At 36.3% G+C, this 18,854-nt stretch carries 18 protein-coding genes; 11 read left to right on the top strand and 7 right to left on the bottom strand.

Annotation, left to right across the window (positions count from 1 at the left end):
- Window positions 1–11 precede the first annotated feature (11 nt).
- The 3 genes from map (at window position 12) to AC4BC4_RS12755 (ending at window position 2,238) form a co-directional block, all read left to right on the top strand.
- A complete protein-coding gene (gene map, locus AC4BC4_RS12765) occupies window positions 12–776 on the top strand; it encodes a type I methionyl aminopeptidase (protein WP_490475940.1) in 765 nt (254 codons plus the stop codon).
- 130 nt (window positions 777–906) lie between these two features.
- Window positions 907–1,767, top strand: a complete 861-nt coding sequence (locus AC4BC4_RS12760; protein WP_490475939.1) for a VOC family protein — start codon at window positions 907–909, stop codon at window positions 1,765–1,767.
- A 42-nt stretch (window positions 1,768–1,809) separates the two neighbouring features.
- Window positions 1,810–2,238, top strand: a complete 429-nt coding sequence (locus AC4BC4_RS12755; protein WP_490475938.1) for an NUDIX domain-containing protein — start codon at window positions 1,810–1,812, stop codon at window positions 2,236–2,238.
- A gap of 80 nt (window positions 2,239–2,318) precedes the next feature.
- Here AC4BC4_RS12755 and fni read toward each other — a convergent pair whose 3' ends face one another.
- From fni to AC4BC4_RS12725, 6 genes are all read right to left on the bottom strand, one after another.
- On the bottom strand, window positions 2,319–3,365 hold the full coding sequence (fni, locus tag AC4BC4_RS12750) for a type 2 isopentenyl-diphosphate Delta-isomerase (protein WP_490475937.1): 1,047 nt from the start codon (window positions 3,363–3,365) through the stop codon (window positions 2,319–2,321).
- Complete coding sequence (locus tag AC4BC4_RS12745; protein ID WP_490475936.1) at window positions 3,349–4,446, bottom strand: phosphomevalonate kinase; 1,098 nt, start codon at window positions 4,444–4,446, stop codon at window positions 3,349–3,351. Before AC4BC4_RS12745 ends, fni begins: the two co-directional genes overlap by 17 nt.
- Window positions 4,443–5,441, bottom strand: a complete 999-nt coding sequence (mvaD, locus tag AC4BC4_RS12740) for a diphosphomevalonate decarboxylase (protein ID WP_490475935.1) — start codon at window positions 5,439–5,441, stop codon at window positions 4,443–4,445. The genes AC4BC4_RS12745 and mvaD overlap by 4 nt, the downstream gene beginning before the upstream one ends.
- Window positions 5,441–6,385: a mevalonate kinase gene (gene mvk / locus AC4BC4_RS12735; protein ID WP_490475934.1), complete on the bottom strand. Its 945-nt coding sequence runs from the start codon at window positions 6,383–6,385 to the stop codon at window positions 5,441–5,443. Before mvk ends, mvaD begins: the two co-directional genes overlap by 1 nt.
- A 411-nt stretch (window positions 6,386–6,796) precedes the next feature.
- Window positions 6,797–7,432: a pentapeptide repeat-containing protein gene (locus AC4BC4_RS12730; RefSeq protein ID WP_490475933.1), complete on the bottom strand. Its 636-nt coding sequence runs from the start codon at window positions 7,430–7,432 to the stop codon at window positions 6,797–6,799.
- 15 nt (window positions 7,433–7,447) lie between these two features.
- Window positions 7,448–8,506: an FUSC family protein gene (locus AC4BC4_RS12725; protein ID WP_490475932.1), complete on the bottom strand. Its 1,059-nt coding sequence runs from the start codon at window positions 8,504–8,506 to the stop codon at window positions 7,448–7,450.
- A gap of 343 nt (window positions 8,507–8,849) precedes the next feature.
- Here AC4BC4_RS12725 and AC4BC4_RS12720 point away from each other — a divergent pair, with 343 nt between their 5' ends.
- Window positions 8,850–10,526 (top strand): peptide ABC transporter substrate-binding protein, encoded by a 1,677-nt coding sequence (locus AC4BC4_RS12720; RefSeq protein WP_490475931.1) that lies wholly within the window; start codon window positions 8,850–8,852, stop codon window positions 10,524–10,526.
- Window positions 10,527–10,605: 79 nt separating this feature from the next.
- Here AC4BC4_RS12720 and AC4BC4_RS12715 read toward each other — a convergent pair whose 3' ends face one another.
- Window positions 10,606–10,953, bottom strand: coding sequence for a DUF3899 domain-containing protein (locus AC4BC4_RS12715; protein WP_438758412.1), 348 nt, complete (start codon window positions 10,951–10,953; stop codon window positions 10,606–10,608).
- 81 nt (window positions 10,954–11,034) lie between these two features.
- On the opposite strand from AC4BC4_RS12715, the gene opp1B reads away from it, so the two are divergent.
- From opp1B to AC4BC4_RS12680, 7 genes are all read left to right on the top strand, one after another.
- The gene (gene opp1B / locus AC4BC4_RS12710; protein WP_438758413.1) at window positions 11,035–11,976 is read left to right on the top strand and encodes an oligopeptide ABC transporter permease Opp1B; all 942 of its coding nucleotides are present in this window, start codon (window positions 11,035–11,037) and stop codon (window positions 11,974–11,976) included.
- A complete protein-coding gene (gene opp3C / locus AC4BC4_RS12705; RefSeq protein ID WP_438758414.1) occupies window positions 11,976–13,028 on the top strand; it encodes an oligopeptide ABC transporter permease in 1,053 nt (350 codons plus the stop codon). The genes opp1B and opp3C overlap by 1 nt, the downstream gene beginning before the upstream one ends.
- A gap of 5 nt (window positions 13,029–13,033) precedes the next feature.
- Complete coding sequence (gene opp1D, locus AC4BC4_RS12700) at window positions 13,034–14,095, top strand: oligopeptide ABC transporter ATP-binding protein Opp1D (RefSeq protein WP_490475930.1); 1,062 nt, start codon at window positions 13,034–13,036, stop codon at window positions 14,093–14,095.
- The gene (locus AC4BC4_RS12695; RefSeq protein WP_438758416.1) at window positions 14,095–15,051 is read left to right on the top strand and encodes an ABC transporter ATP-binding protein; all 957 of its coding nucleotides are present in this window, start codon (window positions 14,095–14,097) and stop codon (window positions 15,049–15,051) included. Before opp1D ends, AC4BC4_RS12695 begins: the two co-directional genes overlap by 1 nt.
- Window positions 15,052–15,732: 681 nt before the next feature.
- Complete coding sequence (locus AC4BC4_RS12690; protein WP_490475929.1) at window positions 15,733–16,857, top strand: RNA-guided endonuclease TnpB family protein; 1,125 nt, start codon at window positions 15,733–15,735, stop codon at window positions 16,855–16,857.
- Window positions 16,858–17,121: 264 nt separating this feature from the next.
- Window positions 17,122–17,907, top strand: coding sequence for a Cof-type HAD-IIB family hydrolase (locus AC4BC4_RS12685; protein ID WP_490475928.1), 786 nt, complete (start codon window positions 17,122–17,124; stop codon window positions 17,905–17,907).
- Window positions 17,908–17,921: 14 nt separating this feature from the next.
- On the top strand, window positions 17,922–18,722 hold the full coding sequence (locus AC4BC4_RS12680; protein WP_438758420.1) for a Cof-type HAD-IIB family hydrolase: 801 nt from the start codon (window positions 17,922–17,924) through the stop codon (window positions 18,720–18,722).
- Window positions 18,723–18,854: the final 132 nt, after the last annotated feature.

Genomic DNA, 18,854 nt, shown 5'->3' with positions numbered 1-18,854 from the left:
AGAGGAACAAAATGATTACATTAAAATCCAAAAGAGAAATAGATAAGATGATAGAATCTGGGGCGTTGTTAGCAGATGTACACAAACAGTTGCGTTCATTTATAAAACCATGCATTACAAGTTGGGATATCGAAGTATTTGTACGTAATCATATTGAAAGTCATGGTGGAATACCCGCCCAAATTGGGTTTGAAGGATATGAGTATGCAACATGTTGTAGCATCAATGATGAAATCTGTCACGGTTTTCCTAGAAAAAAAATATTAAAAAATGGAGATTTGATTAAAGTTGATATGTGTATTGATTTGAATGGGGCTATCTCAGATTCCTGTTGGTCTTATTCAGTAGGGGAAGCGTCGGATGAAACAAAACAGTTAATGGAAGTCACTAAGAAAGCTTTATATCTGGGTATTGAGCAAGCTGAAGTTGGCAATCGTGTTGGTGATATAGGTCATGCTATTCAAACGTATGTGGAATCAAAAGGATATAGTGTAGTTCGGGATTTTATAGCGCATGGAATTGGGCCGACAATTCATGAAGAACCATTTTTTGCTCATTACGGAGAACCTGGTAAGGGGTTACGACTAAAAGAAGGAATGACTATAACGATAGAACCAATGGTCAATATCGGTTCGTGGCAAATGGAAATGGAAGCAAACGGATGGACTGCCAAAACAAGAGACGGTAGTTTAAGTTGCCAGTATGAACATAGTTTAGCTATCACAAAAGAAGGGCCAGTGATTTTGACCTCTCAAGGTGAGGAAGGTAGTTATTAGGAAATAAAGTTTTAGAGCTAATAAAATAAGAGCATTTTTTTTTCAAATAAATCGTTTGATGTATATAATGAAGCTAAAGTATAAGTAGTTCATAAAATAAGAAATTCTATTCAAGAAAGGATGAGTGAAAATGTCCAAATTTTCTCCATGTTTATGGTTTGATGGCAAAGTAGAAGAAGCAGCTGAGTTTTATGTAAACGCTTTTAAAGGAGGCGAAATCAATAAGGTTGATTATTATGTAGACAGTGAACATCAACCTAAAGGATCCGTGCTGACGGTATCATTGACACTTGCAGGACAAGAAGTTATTTTGCTCAATGGCGGGCCGGAATTTGATTTTACACCTGCCATTTCATTTTTCGTAGAATGTGAGACAGAAGAGCAAATCAACAAGCTATGGGAAACATTAAGTCATAAAGGTGAAATATTAATGGAATTTGAGGCCTATCCTTTCAGCAAGAAATATGGCTGGTTAAAAGATCATTATGGTGTTTCATGGCAGTTGTCCTTATCAGAAACGTCGCAGTCTATCACACCAAGTTTTTTATTTACCGGAAAACAGTTTGGAAAAGCAGAAGAAGCGATGAACCAATGGATCGAAATTTTTGGTGAAGGCACTATCGAATTTGTCCAAAAAAATCAGGACGGTACTGTAGCGCAAGCTTTATTTAGGATGCATGGACAGCCATTTCGAGTGATGGATAGCGGTGAACAACATAACTTTACCTTTACGATGGCAACGTCATTTTATGTCTATTGTAAAGATCAAGCTGAAATCAATCGATTGTGGGATGCTGTAACAGCTAAAGGAAAAGAATGGCCCTGTGGTTGGATGGAAGATGAATACGGGGTGTGTTGGCAAACTGTTACGGCGGATATGGAGAAATTATTCGATAATTCAGATCCAGATCGAGCGTATCGCGTGATACAGGAATTGTATAAAATGAAACGAATTGACATAGCGGCGTTACGAAAAGTATATGAAGAATAAGGTGAGAAAATCGAGTTTTTTATAGGTAAAGGGAGGGAAAGATTGAAGTCTTTTGGAAAAAGAAATGATAAATTGATATATAGACGTCGCGTAGGCGCATATGCAGTGATTTTAAATCAAGTTGGAAAATATTTGGTAATTGAATCTTCTGAGGGATACTTATTTTTGGTTGGTGGAGGGATTGAAAAGGGAGAAAATCCTGTGGTAGCTTTGAAGAGAGAAGCTATTGAAGAAATAGGGTTTAGCCTAAATATAGGCGAATTTATTGGGAAAGCTGAAAAACATTGGGTTTCTCCACAGTATTCTGATCTGTCACAACACAACATCGGATATTTTTATGCTTGTACCTTAGTTGATAAGGTACAAACTCCACTAGAAACTGAACCTATGCGTTGGGTATCTTTGGAAACGCTTGAGAAAAAACTATTTCATGAACACCATTTATATATGTTAAAGAAAAAAATAGAGTGAATCAAGTCAATTATCAGAAATCAATAGCTCTATAAAAAAAGGCTAGTATATAACTCGTAGAGTTATGTTCTAGCCTTTTTTTATTTACTCCTCTTCGCAAAAGGCTGATAAGCAATTCCACGACTTTCACACCAATGAATGATCTCACTAGAAAAAATAATATCGGTTGTTTTAAGTTCTTCAGTAGTCGTTTTCCCAAGCAAAGTATATAACATTTTAAGCTCATCTTCCCATTGTTGAACAAGTTCAATTGTTTCGTCTACACCATTTGTCATCAACTGGTTCAAAATAGTTCCTGCAACGCCCACACTTTTAGCCCCTAAGCTAAGTGCTTTGACGATATCTAAGGACTGTCGAATACCACCAGAAGCTAAAATCGTTAAATCACGCTGCCAATTCATAGATTCTAACAATGACAGGATCGTTGATTGTCCCCAATCAGTTAAAAAACCGAGCTCTCTTTTTTTCCGACGAGCATTTTCGATCTGGGTAAAACTTGTTCCACCTTGACCGCTGACGTCGACAGCTTTCACGCCTCGCCAAACTAATTGCTCGATCGTTTCACTACTCATGCCAAAGCCAACTTCTTTGACGATCACAGGAACAGATAAGTGCTTGACAATATCTTCAATAGTATCTAGCCACCCATGAAAATCACGATCGCCTTCTGGCATGACTAACTCTTGCGGAATATTTACATGAATTTGCAGTCCGTCAGCATGAAAAAGATCGACAGCTTTTTTCGCATCTTCTAAAGCCAATCCTGCTCCGATATTGGCTAAAATCACGCCATCTGGATTTTCTTTACGCATGATTTGGTAAGTATCGGCTAAATCAGGATTTTTCAGTGCAGCGCTGACGGATCCAGTTGCCACCATCACGCCAGTTTCTCTCGCTAGAATACCTAGTTGCTGATTAATTTTTTTTGCTCTTTCGCTGCCACCTGTCATGGCATTGATATAAAACGGTTGTTTGAAAGAAAAGTCAAGAAAAGACGTTGAAATATCCACTTCATCTAATGCTATTTCTGAAAACGAATGATGGATAAAACGAATTTGGTCGAAGTCGTTCGTTTTTTCTTTATGAAAGGCTTTTGCCAAAGAGATATGCTCATCTTTTCGATTCATCTTTGTCCTTCTTTCCGTAAAAATATACATGTAATGGTAAAGGAGTGATCCCTTCTTTTTCCCAAGAACTCATCAAAGGTAAAATACCGGATTTTTGTTTAAATAAGACAATTCCGCAATCGCCACCACCTGCACCAGATGATTTGGCTGCTCCACCATAAGTCTGTGCTAAATTACATAGTTTTTTAAGAGCAGGTGTTTCGATCGTAACGCCTGTGATCGAGGTTAGTTGTTGAAGTAATTTACGATTTTTTCGTATTTGTGTTTGGATCAATGAAATATTTTCCGAGTTGAATCCTGTAATCATCGTTTCAACACAGGTTTTACTATCATTTAAAAATTGTTGGTAGGCTTTTTCTTGCATCTCTTTTGATTGATAGACTTGATCCACTAAATCAGACGTAGAAGCAGGACTACCCGTCCAACCAATTAGAAGACGTAGTTTTTTTGGTACGATCAAGGGTTGAATCATTAATTTTGGCCAAGTTTCTTTAAGTAAAGCTGTCAATGTCAGTTTTTGCACGTGTTCGCTGACCCATTGATGGTCAAATGTTGAAAAAGCAATCCAACCGCCGTAGCAACTTGCTGCGATATCTCCGCAAGAGCCATTTCCTTGAACTTCTAAATGTGCCAATGCAGAAAGTTTGAAAATATCTTCTTCGGTCAAATCTAAACCATAGAAGAGACTCAATGCTTTTACGGTCGCAACAGTAACAGCGCCGCTAGAACCTAATCCATATTTTCGTCCATTTGAATTATCTAACTCACTAGTGACTTTCAAGTGGTAAAAAGATAGGACTTTGTGCTGTTCTTGGGCATACTTTTCGGTTAAACGAATTGCTGCTAGTACGTAGTGAAAGGGATTTTCACGAATATCTAGAACAAGTTCGTTGTTTCTTCTTGTCCAGCGTACCGGTAAAGAACTGAACTGAGCAGACTGAATACTGCCGACGTTTTCAGCTGTTTCGATCGTAACTGTTACAAATTGATCTACTGCAACGATGATTGCCGGATGTCCAGGCTCAACAACTGCATATTCACCGGCAATAAATAATTTTCCGGGTGTGGAAACTTCTATCATATTTTTTCCGACCTTTCTACAGGTATTACGTTTATTCCTGGTCCTGCGTATGCTGTAATCAGTTGTTGTTCAGAAAAATGACCAGCTAGAAAGTTCTTTAATGCAGGTACATTTTTCTTTTCTAGCAAAATTTTAACATTTGGGCCAGCATCCATTGTAAAGTAACAAGGGATCCCTTGTTGTCTGGCAGCACGTACTAACTGCATGACTTTTAAGCTTTCAGGCGACCAATAAGTGAAGGGGGGGACGGCAGCTAATGTAGTACCATGCATACGTAAACCATTTGCTTCAGTTACTCGTCCCAATGTATCAAAGTCTTTTTCTTTGATTGCTTTTTTAGCCGTTGCTAAATCTGCTTCGACATTTTCTAACCAACCAGAATAAAAGCTTGATGTTTTAACGGTTCGTTTCATGCCGTCACGACTAGAAATATCTTTTACACCATCATCAATTAAAACGAAAAGCATCGCCAACTCATTTTCCCACGCATCAGATGGAATCGTTTTGGCAAAAGAAGTTTGATCCGAGTCACCCTTTTGCCATTCAGAAAATCCACCGAAAATACTGCGACAGGCTGAACCTGAGCCTCGTCTGGCTAAGCGAGACAACTCTGTTTCAGTTAATTGTAAATTCAATGCTTCGCTACAAGCCCCAGCGAGAGCTGCCAACCCACTAGCAGAAGACGCTAAACCCGCGGCCGTAGGTACAAAATTTTGACTGTCGACTTTCGCAAATAGTGACAGATTTTGTTGTTGACGGACAAGTTCTAAAAATTTAGAAATTTTAGCTGTTTGTTTAAAATCTTGTTTTTCCCCATCTAAAAAGAAACTATCCTCAGTCAATGATTCATCAAAAACGACACTTGTTTCAGTATAAAATGCATCTAATGTTAAAGAAAGACTGCTGTTCATTGGTAAAATCAATTGCTCATCTTTTTTGCCCCAATATTTGATCAATGCAATATTGGTATAGGCTCGTGCTTTTCCAGCGTACATTAATTTTTCACTCCTAATGATTGAATCCAAGTTGCCACAGCGCCAGCCGACTCTATTGCTGCAGCGATTTTTACTGCTTGCTCCTTAGAATCAGCTAAGGCGATCATACAACCGCCGCGCCCCCCACCTGTTAATTTTGCGCCTAAAGCGCCATTTTTTCGAGCTGTAAAGACTAATTGATCGAGTTGTTCATTACTGACGGTCAATGCTTTAAGCTGTTCCTGTGCTTGATTCATAACGTTTCCTAGTTTATGAACATCATCTGTTAAAATAGCTTGTTTTGCAAGTTTAGTCAAGTGACCTAACTCAGTAATATGTTGTGAAACACTTTGTTTATTTTGTTCAAAAAGACGAGCTACATCACGGACAGCAGCCCTGGTCTGGCCTTTGATTCCTGTATCAGCCACGATCAAAAAAGCATTGGAAACATTCATCGGGAATGGTTCTAATGGGTGACCTTTTATAAAAAATAGCGATTCCTTGCCGCTCGTTGCAGCTGCATCAATACCACTAGGATTACCGTGAGCAATTTTTTCGGCGCCATTTACTAAAGGAAGCAAAACTTCTTGTGTGCATGGTTCATCGAAATAATCATATAGTGCCCGAACGATAGAAGCAGCAGTAGCAGCACTTGAACCCATCCCACGTTCTGCTGGAATCGTACTAGTGATAGTGACTTTTAAAGTCGTATTTTCTTGATGAAGTGTCTTCAAGGTTTGGTTGATGACTTCTTTGACACTGTTTAGTTGATGAGGCACTTCTGACAGTTCTCCGGAAAAATAATGACAATCTAATACCAGAGTAATGTTAGGTTCAACTTTTGTTGAAGTGTAAGTCTCTTGAAACGGAAACGCAATTGCAGGTTCACCATAAACAACAGAATGTTCACCCATCAATATAATTTTTCCACAAGCTTGCCCATAACCAATTTTTTCTTTATTCATTTTAATAAACAGTCCTTTTATTTAAATATCAACTACATGATGAGCCAAAGAGTGGCAAAAAATCATAATTAAAATACAATGATTCTCGCTCTTTTATTAATAGTACTATAGATGAATCCTACGAGAAAAATCCCTCAACGATTTATTAAGTCTTCACATAGGATAGTGAAAAAAATTAACAAAAGCTGAACTTGGCAGATATGATTTATACAATAAATTTAGTAATAGGAGAAAAATGGTTCTCCTGTATGAAAACTATTGTCAAGCTATACTAGTTTACCAAAAAAGTATATGAAATAAAATTTTTAGTTTCTATAATTAAAGAAAATATTAATTTCTTATTAATATTTATAAGCAAAAGAAGAAAGAGTAGAGCAAAAATACTACGCTCATCTCTACTCTTTCTTTTTATTAGTCTTCAATAATTAACCCCAAACCTGCAGCAATCGTAATAGCTTGTTCTTGTGTGACCTTTAATCCTTTGAGTAATTCTTGCGAAAAAGCAATTTTATCAAAGCTACTCTTCGTTAAATCAAGTCCAGCTAATTTCGTGTGAAACCAATTGCCCCCTGTCAATGAGCAACCATCAAATACTAGATTATTCCACGTAACGTCAACGAATTCAGTATCATTTAAACTAGTTTTTTGAAAATGAACAACCTTTTGATTCGTTGCACTAAAAGAAGCATAGTCTGCTATGCACTCTTCAAATAAGCAATCGCGCAAATAACTCTCAGCAAAATTTGTTCCTGTTGATTTGCACTGATGAAAATGAACTTGGTGAAAACTAGCCCCAATCCACTCTATATTGGAAAAATCACAATGATCAAAAATCACGTTACTACATTCAAATCGTTCAAGATGATTTCGGTTCATTGTGATTTTTTCAAAACGACATTCTCGAAACACTAAATTGCGTATATCTTGATAACTAAGATCTTGGTCTTTTACTGACAAACCTTCAATAATAATCTCATCATCTAAAGAAATAAAATCAGTTTCAATAAGTTTGGGCAGCAAAGGTGCAATAGGTGCTTTGATTTTCATAAATAAACCTCCCGATTATTCTGTTTCTTTGTCTAAACTTTCATCTAATTGATAGGCACGATTATAAAATTTTAAACAAGTCGTCAATACAAATGCTCCTAAAAGCCCTAAAAGACTACCTAAAACAATTCCAATCAAACGATAATTAAGCAAACTGATTAAATATTGATGGCGAGCTAAATTAGCTAATAATAAAGACATTGGTGTTGTAAAAAAATTCGCGATCGTATAATTTCGTTTAATGAAAAATTCTACAGTCAAAAAGAAACAGCAAATCAGTAAAATATTTTCCAGTGTAGTAAATGGGATACTCAAAAAAAGAGCTGCAATCAATAAACCAATCATCGTCCCGAGTATTCTTTGTATATTGCGATGCATAATAGCCCGTAGATTATCACCTTGTAAAACAGCCGCGCAAGAAACGACCATCCAATAAGCATTTGTCAAATGCAAGGATTGACTGAGATACGTTGCCAAAAATAAAATCGCAGCATAATGCAGCGCATCAAGAAGAGCTCCTGGATCTGTGTAAAGTCGCTCTTGTAAGGAAATCTTCTTTTGAGTAACGACAGATTCCCCTTCAACAAAATACAAAATGACAGCGACAATAAGAGAAGTCAAAATGCCTAATAAAACATAACTCATCATAATAGGCACTTTTTCAAAAGAAATTTTGGTTCCGCTCCCCATTGCAGTTACCATGACAATAAAAAAAGCCCCAGGCTTAGCAATTCTGTATAACCTAAAAATAATTCTAGCGGAAAAAGCGATCAATGCAATAACGATCGGAATGATCCAAGGGATATGGGTACTAAGAACACCCGCTAGATTTCCAAAAAGTAAAAAAATACCGATGGAACTAAGTCGGATCATCAATTCTTTTAGTGGAAGAGTTTGATAGTAGAGGAATGTAAAAATGCCAAGTGAGCCGAAACTACCAATTAATAAATTATTTGAAAAATAGCCAATAAACAAAGGGACTGCCATACAGATACCTGCACCAATAAAGCGAAAAGGTGCTTTTTGAGGTTTGTGAAAGGTAGTTAATTCTTTGAAAAATGATGAACGATGCATCTAATCACTCCTTATTGATTGTTATGAAACTAGAATATTATTTTAAATCAATCACTATTGAACACGATAAATGAACAAAAAAGGACTTGCGTAGAACAGCGATTATTTCTTCCATTACTAATCTAACATACTTTTTTATAAGAAGACAATCGCTTTTTGTAGCTATTTCTAAGAAATTACTTCTATTGAAGGTATAATTTAATGATGCCAGTATTAAAATAAAATAAGATAATTCTTGATTTTTTAATTTAAAAATTGTAAACTATACCTCAGTACAATAAATAATTATTAAATTCTGATTTTTCAGAAAAATACTCAAGGTCTTATTAGGGAGGAAACAACAATGAAGTTAAAGAAGTCATTTGCTTTTGGATTCATCACTTTATTTAGTTTAACACTAGCAGCTTGTGGTAATGGCGGCGGAAAAACAGACGATACAGGCAGCTCAAAAGCAGCCGAAGGCAAACCTAGTGGTGAGCAAATTTTCAGTGTCAATGTTTTACAAGAAATGCCGAGTGCTGATTTATCAGTAGCAACAGATGTTATCAGCTTTACAGCACTAAACAATGTTTATGAAGGAATCTATCGTTTGAATTTAGATAATAACCCAGAACCTGCCGGAGCGAGCGAAAAAGCAGAAGTCAGTGATGATGGTATTACGTACAAAATCAAATTAAATGAAAAATCTAAATGGTCAGACGGCAAACCAGTAAAAGCAGAAGACTATGTCTATGGATGGCAACGTACAGTTGATCCAAAGACAGCTTCAGAATATGCTTACCTTTACGAATCTGTTAAAAATGGTGCAGATATCGCAGCAGGTAAGAAAGACGTAAGTGAACTTGGAATTAAAGCAACTGGTGATTATGAGTTAGAAATCACCTTAGAAAAAGCAACACCGTATTTTGATTATCTATTAGCTTTCCCATCGTTCTTCCCACAAAGAAAAGATATTGTTGAAAAATATGGGAAAGATTATGCAGCAAACAGTGAGAACGCAGTTTATAATGGACCGTTTGTTTTAGCAGACTTTGATGGACCAGGAACAGATACTGAATGGTCATACAAGAAAAACAAAGATTATTGGGATGCTGATACTGTAAAATTAGATGAGGTAAAAACAAATGTTGTGAAAGAAGCTCCAACTTCATACAACTTATTCCAAGATGGACAAGCAGATGATGTAACATTAACGGGTGAACTAGCGCAACAAGCAGCGAATGATCCACAACTTGTCATCCAAAAAGAAGCATCAACACAATATATGGAATTAAACCAAATTGCTGAAGACTCACCATATAGAAACGAAAACTTAAGAAAAGCTATTTCTTATTCAATCGACCGTAAAGCACTAGTTGAGAACATTTTAGGTGATGGATCAGTTGAACCTAAAGGCTTAGTTCCAGCAAATATGTCTAAATCTCCAGATTTAAAAGAAGACTTTGCAGAAGCTGCTGGCGATAAAATTGAATATGATAAAGACAAAGCAAAAGAACATTGGGAAAAAGCAAAGAAAGAATTAAATATTGATTCATTAGACATTGATATTTTATCTTCTGATGCAGATTCATCTAAGAAAACAGTTGAATATATCCAAGGTGCGATTGAAGAAAACTTACCAGGTACAAAAGTAACGGTTAGTCCTGTACCATTCTCTGTTCGTTTAGATCGTTCTAATAAAGGCGATTTTAAAGCAGTAATCGGTGGTTGGGGAGCAGATTATGCAGATCCAAGTAGTTTCCTAGATTTATTCCAAACAGGCGTTCCATATAACCGTGGACACTATAGTAATCCTGAATATGATAAATTAGTAAAAGCAGCTGCAACAACAGATGCCAATGATCCTGAGAAACGTTGGGCTGATATGGTAAATGCAGAGAAAACAATCATGGGTGACATGGGTGTAATTCCTCTTTACCAAAAAGCAGAAGCGCATTTACGTGCTGAAAAAGTAAAAGATGTTGGTTTCCATCCAGCAGGTGCACAATACGATTATAAATGGACGTATATTTCAGAATAGTCTGAAATAGTTTTCAATAGCAAAAAGGACCTTTGCCCTCTTTTAAATAAAAAGGCAACGGTCCTCTTGCTATCTTTGCTCATAAAAAGTAAAATAATAAAGAAACAATAGAGACGATCAGTAAAATACCACCAGATTCAAGCCAGTAAAGCTGATGAGCTTTACCTATTTCTGAAAATGGGATGAATTCTTTCGGTTCATTTTTCTTTCTAAAACGAAAATGCATTTTCATAAAACGTTGGAAATTATCAAAAAATCCTGAGGACATGATCCATAAGGCTAAGCCGATAATTAGAAAAAATAATGAAACAATGAAGAAGGTATCAGATATAGAACGGATAGTCAGTGACTGATGTATCAGTAGGTAAATAAAAATACCGATGCTTGAGACTGCTGAGGTGATCAAGGGCCATTTTAAGTTTTTCATGTGCTCATCCTTACTTAATTTTCTATCCTTACTTTATCGAAAAAAACTGATGAAGTCAAAATAATCTCGGAGGTGTCATTCTTGAACAGTTTTGGAAAATATTTTCTTAAACGAGTCTTCTTCATGATCATCACATTGTGGCTGATCGCAACGATTACGTTTTTCTTAATGCAATTATTACCAGGTACGCCTTATACCAACCAAGAAAAACTTAGTCCAGAAACAATTGCTATGTTGAACAAGCAGTCAGGTTTGGATAAACCAGTCATCGTTCAATATGGAATCTACTTAAAAAATCTTCTGGTCGGTGATTTTGGGATTTCATTCCAATTTAAAAACCAACCAGTGGCAAAACTTTTGGCAGGTCGTATCGGACCGTCAGTACAATTAGGTGCACAAGCTATCATCTTTGGTACACTAGTCGGTATTTTACTAGGAATCATTGCAGCGATGCGCCAAAATACATGGGTAGATACATTAGCTACTTTAATGGCGATCTTGGGACGTTCCATCCCTAACTTCGTTTTTGCGGTATTACTGCAATATATCTTTGCCATGAAATTAAAAGTGTTACCAATCGCAATGTGGAATGGCTTTTCTTATACGATTTTGCCGACGATTGCGTTAGCAATGAGTCCAATGGCCGATTCCGCCAGGTTTATTCGAACCGAAATGGTCGAAGTTTTACATAGTGATTATGTAGAGTTAGCCCGTGCAAAAGGCTTGAGTCGTTGGCAAGTTGCCGTGAGACATGGACTTAGAAATAGTTTGATTCCTTTGATCACGTTACTTGGCCCATTAGCTGTAGGGCTGATGACAGGCTCGTTAGTAGTTGAAAATATTTTCGCTATCCCAGGTATTGGGGAGCAGTTCGTAAAATCAATCATGACCAATGACTATCCAACGATCATGGCAGTAACGATCTTATACTCTGCTTTGTTAGTATTCGTTATCTTGATTGTTGATTTACTTTATGGATTGATCGATCCAAGAATTCGTGTTTCAGGAGGTGCCAAAGGTTAATGGAAATAGTAGACTTAAAAAATGTCCCAGAAAAAATTAAAGAAATACCAGCAAATGAATTCCAGCCTTTGGATACATCAACAACAAAGGAACGTGAACGAATTGCAACACCGTCATTAAGCTTTTTACAAGATTCTTGGCGTCGTCTGAAAAAAAATAAAGCTGCTGTGATTTCTTTAGTATTTTTAGGAATCATCATCTTTATTTCAATTATAACAATTTGGGTATCACCTCATGATCCTACACAACAAAATGTAGCGTATATCAATTTACCACCACGGATCCCGTTTTTAGATAGTATCAACGGATTCAATGGTACAGCGAATGTTGCTGGTAAAATGGTAGACAAGTACGCTCAAGCCAATGTTCCTGATAATGTGAATTTTTATCTTGGAACCGATGGACTAGGCCGCGATGTATTGAGCCGTTTATTCATGGGAACTCGTATCTCATTATTGATTGCCTTTATCGCAGCTTTACTTGATATTACGATCGGTGTTACGTATGGTTTGATTTCAGGACTTTTAGGTGGACGAGTGGATACAGTGATGCAACGTATTTTAGAAGTCCTTTCTGGAATTCCTAACCTTGTTGTGATGATCTTGATGTTGACTGTTTTTGATCCAGGTATTTTATCAATCGTTTTAGCGATGGTTATTACAAACTGGATTTCAATGGCCAGAATCGTTCGGGCTCAGACGTTGAAATTGAAAGATCAAGAATTTGTTTTGGCAGCTCAAACATTAGGTGAATCTCGTTTGAAGATCGCCGTAAAACATATTTTACCGAATATTTCAAGCGTGATCATTGTTCAAATGATGTTCAGTATCCCGTCGGCAATTTTCTTTGAAGCGTTTCTAAGTTTCATCGGTTTAGGATTAAGACCGCCGACCGCTTCACTTGGTACATTATTAAATGAAGGATATAAAACGTTCCGTTTCCTTCCATATTTGATGTGGATTCCTGCCGTAACCTTGTCAGTCGTGATGATTTGTTTCAACTTGTTAGCTGACGGACTACGTGATGCCTTCGATCCTAAGATGAAAGAGTAGAGTGAATGACTATGGAAAAAGTATTAGAAGTAAAAGACTTACAGATTTCTTTTGATACGTTTGCTGGAAAAGTAAATGCTATTCGTGGTGTTAGCTTTGAGCTGTTCAAAGGGGAAACTCTTGCAATCGTAGGAGAATCTGGTAGTGGTAAATCTGTAACAACTAGAAGTATCATGCGTTTATTGAGCAGCAATGCAAACATCGACAATGGAGAAATTCTGTTTAAAGGTGAAGATATTGTACACAAGACGGAAAAACAAATGCAAACCATTCGTGGGAAAGAAATTGCGATGATTTTCCAAGATCCAATGACATCATTGGATCCAACGATGCCAATCGGCAAACAAGTAGCTGAATCGTTGATCAAACACAATAAAGTATCGAAAAAAGAAGGCCTAGATCAAGCCTTAGAACTATTGAAATTAGTAGGGATTCCAAATGCTGAAAAACGTTTGAAAAACTACCCTCACCAATTTTCAGGCGGACAACGTCAACGTATCGTGATTGCGATTGCGTTGATTTGTTACCCAGAAGTTCTAATTGCAGATGAGCCGACAACAGCATTGGATGTTACGATCCAAGCACAGATTCTAGAATTATTAAAAGACCTACAACAAAAAATCAGCACATCGATCATCTTCATCACCCATGATTTAGGTGTTGTAGCAAACGTCGCTGATCGCGTAGCTGTTATGTATGGCGGACGTTTAGTGGAAGTCGGAACATCAGAAGAGATTTTCTACAATCCGCAACATCCGTATACGTGGGGATTACTGGGCTCAATGCCGACAATGGAAGGAACCGAAGACAAGCTTTATGCGATTCCTGGTTCTCCACCCGATTTGTTAGATCCGCCAAAAGGAGATGCTTTTTATCCGCGTAATGAATTTGCGATGAAGATCGACGCTGAAGAAGCACCACCATATTTTGAAGTCTCACCAACTCATAAAGCTGCAACGTGGTTATTAGCACCACAAGCACCAAAAATCACCCCTCCAGCTGAAATTGTAAGACGTTGGGCGATTTATGCTGAACGCCATAATGCGACTGTAGGAGGCGTTAAATAATGAGTGAAAAAAGAAAAGTACTTTTAGATGTTAAAGGATTAAAACAATATTTTAACGTAGGTCGTCCTGATGAAGTCAGAGCGGTCGATGATATTAGTTTCCATATCTATGAAGGTGAAACATTTGGATTAGTTGGAGAATCTGGTAGTGGTAAATCAACTACTGGACGCAGTGTGATTCGTTTATACGATCCGACGGCTGGAGAAATCGTTTTTAATGGTGATGATATCAGTAAAATCCGTTCAAAATCTGCGATGCAGGCATTCCGTCGTGAAGTGCAAATGATTTTCCAAGATCCTTATGCGTCATTGAATCCAAGAATGAAAGTCAATGACATTATTGCAGAAGGAATCGACATCAATCATTTAGCCAAAGATGCCGCAGAACGTGAAGCGAAAGTCAACGAATTACTAAAAGTCGTTGGTCTTGATCCGAGTCACGGCACACGTTATCCACATGAATTTTCAGGTGGTCAACGTCAACGTATCGGAATTGCGAGAGCCTTAGCAGTTGATCCGCGCTTCATCATCTGTGATGAGCCGATTTCAGCTTTGGATGTATCGATCCAAGCCCAAGTTGTCAATCTATTACAAGACTTACAAAAAGATGCTGGTTTGACTTATTTGTTTATTGCCCATGATTTATCAATGGTAAAACATATCAGTGACCGTATCGGTGTTATGCATAGTGGTAGACTATTGGAAATGGGTTCAAGTGATGATGTATATAACTATGGAGTACATCCATATACTGAAAGTCTATTATCAGCTATTCCATTACCTGATCCAGATTATGAACGTACACGTAAACGTATCGTTTATAATCCGCAACCAGAAGATAATAAAGAACGTAAACTAAGAGAAATCACACCTGAACATTATGTGTATTGCTCTGAAGATGAAGTTGACGTTTATCGTAAAAAAATTGAAGAGAAAAAAGCCAGAATGAATCAGTAAGAATTTTGGCAAACTAAATACTAGCTAAGAGAAATCATTCCTTTTTCTTAGCTAGAATTTTTAAAAAGTAAGATGAATGAATCAGTTTTCATTGTGATACAATCATTTTAAACTAGGTTTTTAAGGGTTAAAACATTGGAAAGTTGAGACTGAACGAGCCCGTTCAGCTTTTTATTCAATCTAGCTTTACGGGCTAGCACCTCAGAAAAAAGATAAAATAAGAGTGAGACAAAAAGCGTCTCAATCGTATTTTCCTATTTTTCAGTCGGAGCTAAACGAGCCTGTTCAGCTTTTTATTCAATCTAGCTTTACGGGCTAGCATCTCAGAAAAAAGATAAAATAAGAGTGAGACAAAAAGCGTCTCAATCGTATTTTCCTATTTTTCAGTCGGAGCTAAACGAGCCTGTTCAGCTTTTTATTCAATCTAGCTTTACGGGCTAGCATCTCAGAAAAAAGATAAAATAAGAGTGAGACAAAAAGCGTCTCAATCGTATTTTCCTATTTTTCAGTCGGAACTAAACGAGCCCGTTCAGCTTTTTATTCAATCTAGCTTTACGGGCTAGCGCCTCAGAAAAAAGATAAAATAAGAGTGAGATAAAAAGCATCTCAATCGTATTTTCCTATTTTTCAATCGGAGCTAAACGAGCCCGTTCAGCTTTTTATTGGTAGGGTGGTATTCTAATGAAGGTATTAAAAGCTTATAAATACAGACTTTACCCTACTTTATTACAAGAAGAGTTTATTAAAAAAACTTTTTCTTGTGTACGGCTTTTGCACAATCTTTTATTGCAGGAAAGAATTCAGCTATATAAAAATTTGAAAGAAAATCCTGATTTGAAAATTAAATTACCGACACCAGCTCAATATAAAAAAGAGCATCCTTGTTTAAAGGAAGTAGATAGTTTGGCATTATCCAATGCACAAGTATACTTAGATCGAGCATTTAAAAAATTTCATCGAGAAAAATCAATTGGATTTCCTAAATTAAAGCAGAAAAAGAATTCCGTTTCCTCTTACACAACGAATAATCAAAATGGTACGATTAAAATTATTGACGAAAAATATTTAAAAGTACCGAAGTTGAAATCGTTGATCAAAATTAGAATGCATCGTCCGTTAATAGGGAAAATAAAGTCAGCAACGATTTCTTTGACTCCAAGCAATAAGTATTTTGTTTCGATCTTGTGTGAAGAAGAAATACCTAAAGTTGAGAAAACATATTCAGCAATCGGGATAACTTTAGGTGCTTCGGAATTTGCTGTTTTATCAAATGGTAGACGTATTGACAATGATAAATATACGAAAGAATTTGAACAGCGGATTACTAGAGAAGAAAGAAAATTAACACGGCGTAAAGAAATAGCTAAATTAAAAGGAACAGATCTTTCTCAACAAAAAAACTATCAGAAGCAAAAACTAAAGGTAGTAAAAATGCGGGAAAAGTTAATGAATCAACGAATCGATTTTATGAATAAAATCACGACAGAAATTGTCAGGAAATATGATTTGATTTGTATAGAAGATATACATCAAGCAGATTTTTTCAGAAATTCTAAATTACATCGTGGGATTTCAGATGTTTCTTGGGCACTATTTGTGTCGAAACTTGAATACAAAGCTAATTGGTACAACAAACGAGTTATCAAAGTTTTATCATGCGAAAAAAGTTCTGAACATTCAGATAATAACTCAGTGAGCCAAATATTTTTTCAAGACATTAATGTAAAAAAAGGCCAGCATGATACTGAAACTGCAGCTAGCATACAAGTGCTGATTCAAGGATTACAGGATGCAATACCCAATTAAAAAATGAAGAACTGTAGGGACTACAGGGATAGCCTAGGGCATATAAGATAGATATAGCGTTTAGTCGATCATTTATCTTTTTCTAGGAAATTTCTAGTTGAATAGAAATAGTTCACTAATTATTAGTTGATAAAAAAGTTAAACTTTATTCTACTTACTTCAAACAATAAAAGGTTTGAACAAAATTGAATAAAGTTTTTTTACGTTCTATTTTGAAAAGTATAGTACAATAATACTAGTTGATGATGAAAAAGGAGGAGAGGTATGAACAACTATAAAGCGCTTGTTTTTTTTGACTTAGATGGAACATTATTAGATGCTGAGTCAAATTTGCCTAAAGAAAATCACCAAGCAATTTTACAATTACGGAAAAACAAAATATTACCATTGGTAGCAAGTGGACGTTCACCAAAAGAAATCAAACAAATTACGAAAGAAACACCAATTGATTCTTATGTGAGTTTAAATGGACAGTTTAATGTTGTTGAAAATAAAGTTATTTCAAAACATGCAATACCATTAAAATACATTCAAAAATTGATGGCGCTTTCTAAAACACTAGGGCATTCCTTAGCTTGTTATACAGAAGATGAATATGCTGCTTGTTATTCAACTGAAAGTATGGAAAAATTATACAAATTGGATCACGCACCACTGCCGCAAATTTCAGCAGATTTTTACAAAGAACATGAGATTTATATGGTTTATCTTTTTTCAGAAGATGAAGAAACAGATCGATTCTATCAAGAAGCATTTGGTGACACATTTACCTTTTTTAGAGATAGTCCATACTCGTTAGCTGTTGTATTAAAAGGCCAGTCGAAAAAAGCAGGTATTCAACAAATTGTTGAGCACTTGAAGTTAAACGAGCTGCCTACATACGCGTTTGGCGACGGTAATAATGACTTGGGTATGTTTGAAGCGGTACAAACAGCAATTGCTATGGATAATGCCTCCGAACATGTGAAAAGCCACGCTGATTTTATTACAAAATCTCATATGGATGATGGCATTTGTTTTGGTTTAAACTATTTTGGGTTGTTAGACTGAAAGGAAGTAAAAAAATGACAGTAAAAATGATTGCGGTGGATATGGATGGAACATTTTTGAATAGCCAACAAGATTATGATCGAGAAAAATTTAACCAGTTGTACAAGCAAATGAAAAACCAAGATGTTCGTTTTGTAATAGCAAGCGGAAATCAATACTATCAGCTTAAATCTTTTTTTCCGCAAATCGAAGATGAGTTATCTTTTGTAGCAGAAAATGGAGCATATGTCGTGAGTGAAGGAAAAGAAATTTTCACTGGTGAAATTGATCCTGAAGTGATTCATGATGTGCTAACAATTTTAGCTGATTTTAAGTACGGGCATACAATACTTTGTGGAAAAAAAAGCGCCTATGTTTCAGACGATGAACCGGAATCATTTGTTGAATATGGCAGGAAATATTATCATCGATTGAAAAAGGTACCAAATTTATTTGAAGTGAAAGAGGATACCTTATTCAAGTTCGCTTTGAATTTCCCTACTGAGCAAGTAGCAGAAGTACTCGAACAATTACATGAAGCATTAGGAGATAAAGTGATTCCTGTTTCTAGTGGGCACGGAGATGTTGACTTGATCATTCCGGGAATTCACAAAGCACATGGTTTGATGAAATTACAAGAATTATGGGGAATAAACGATCATGAAGTGGCTGCTTTTGGTGATAGTGGCAATGATCTGGAAATGCTGAAACATGCGGAATATAGCTATGCCATGAGTAATGGACATCCAAATATCAAAGTAGCTGCTAAAGAAATCATTTTATCCAATGATGAAAATGGTGTTCTTGTTAAGATAGAAGAACTACTTGGAAACTAGTGAATAAAGAGGAAGACAGAAACCGATCCATTCACAATAACTAGTTTCTGTCTTAATTAAAAAAAGCATTGACAAAAGCTAATAAATGTCCTATACTATTAAAGTTGAGAAATGAAAGCAGAAGCACCCGCT

The sequence above is a fragment of the Enterococcus sp. AMC1086 genome (assembly GCF_058216575.1).
The sequence above is the reverse complement of the archived record's forward strand: the minus strand, read 5'-3'. Positions and strand labels throughout refer to the sequence as shown.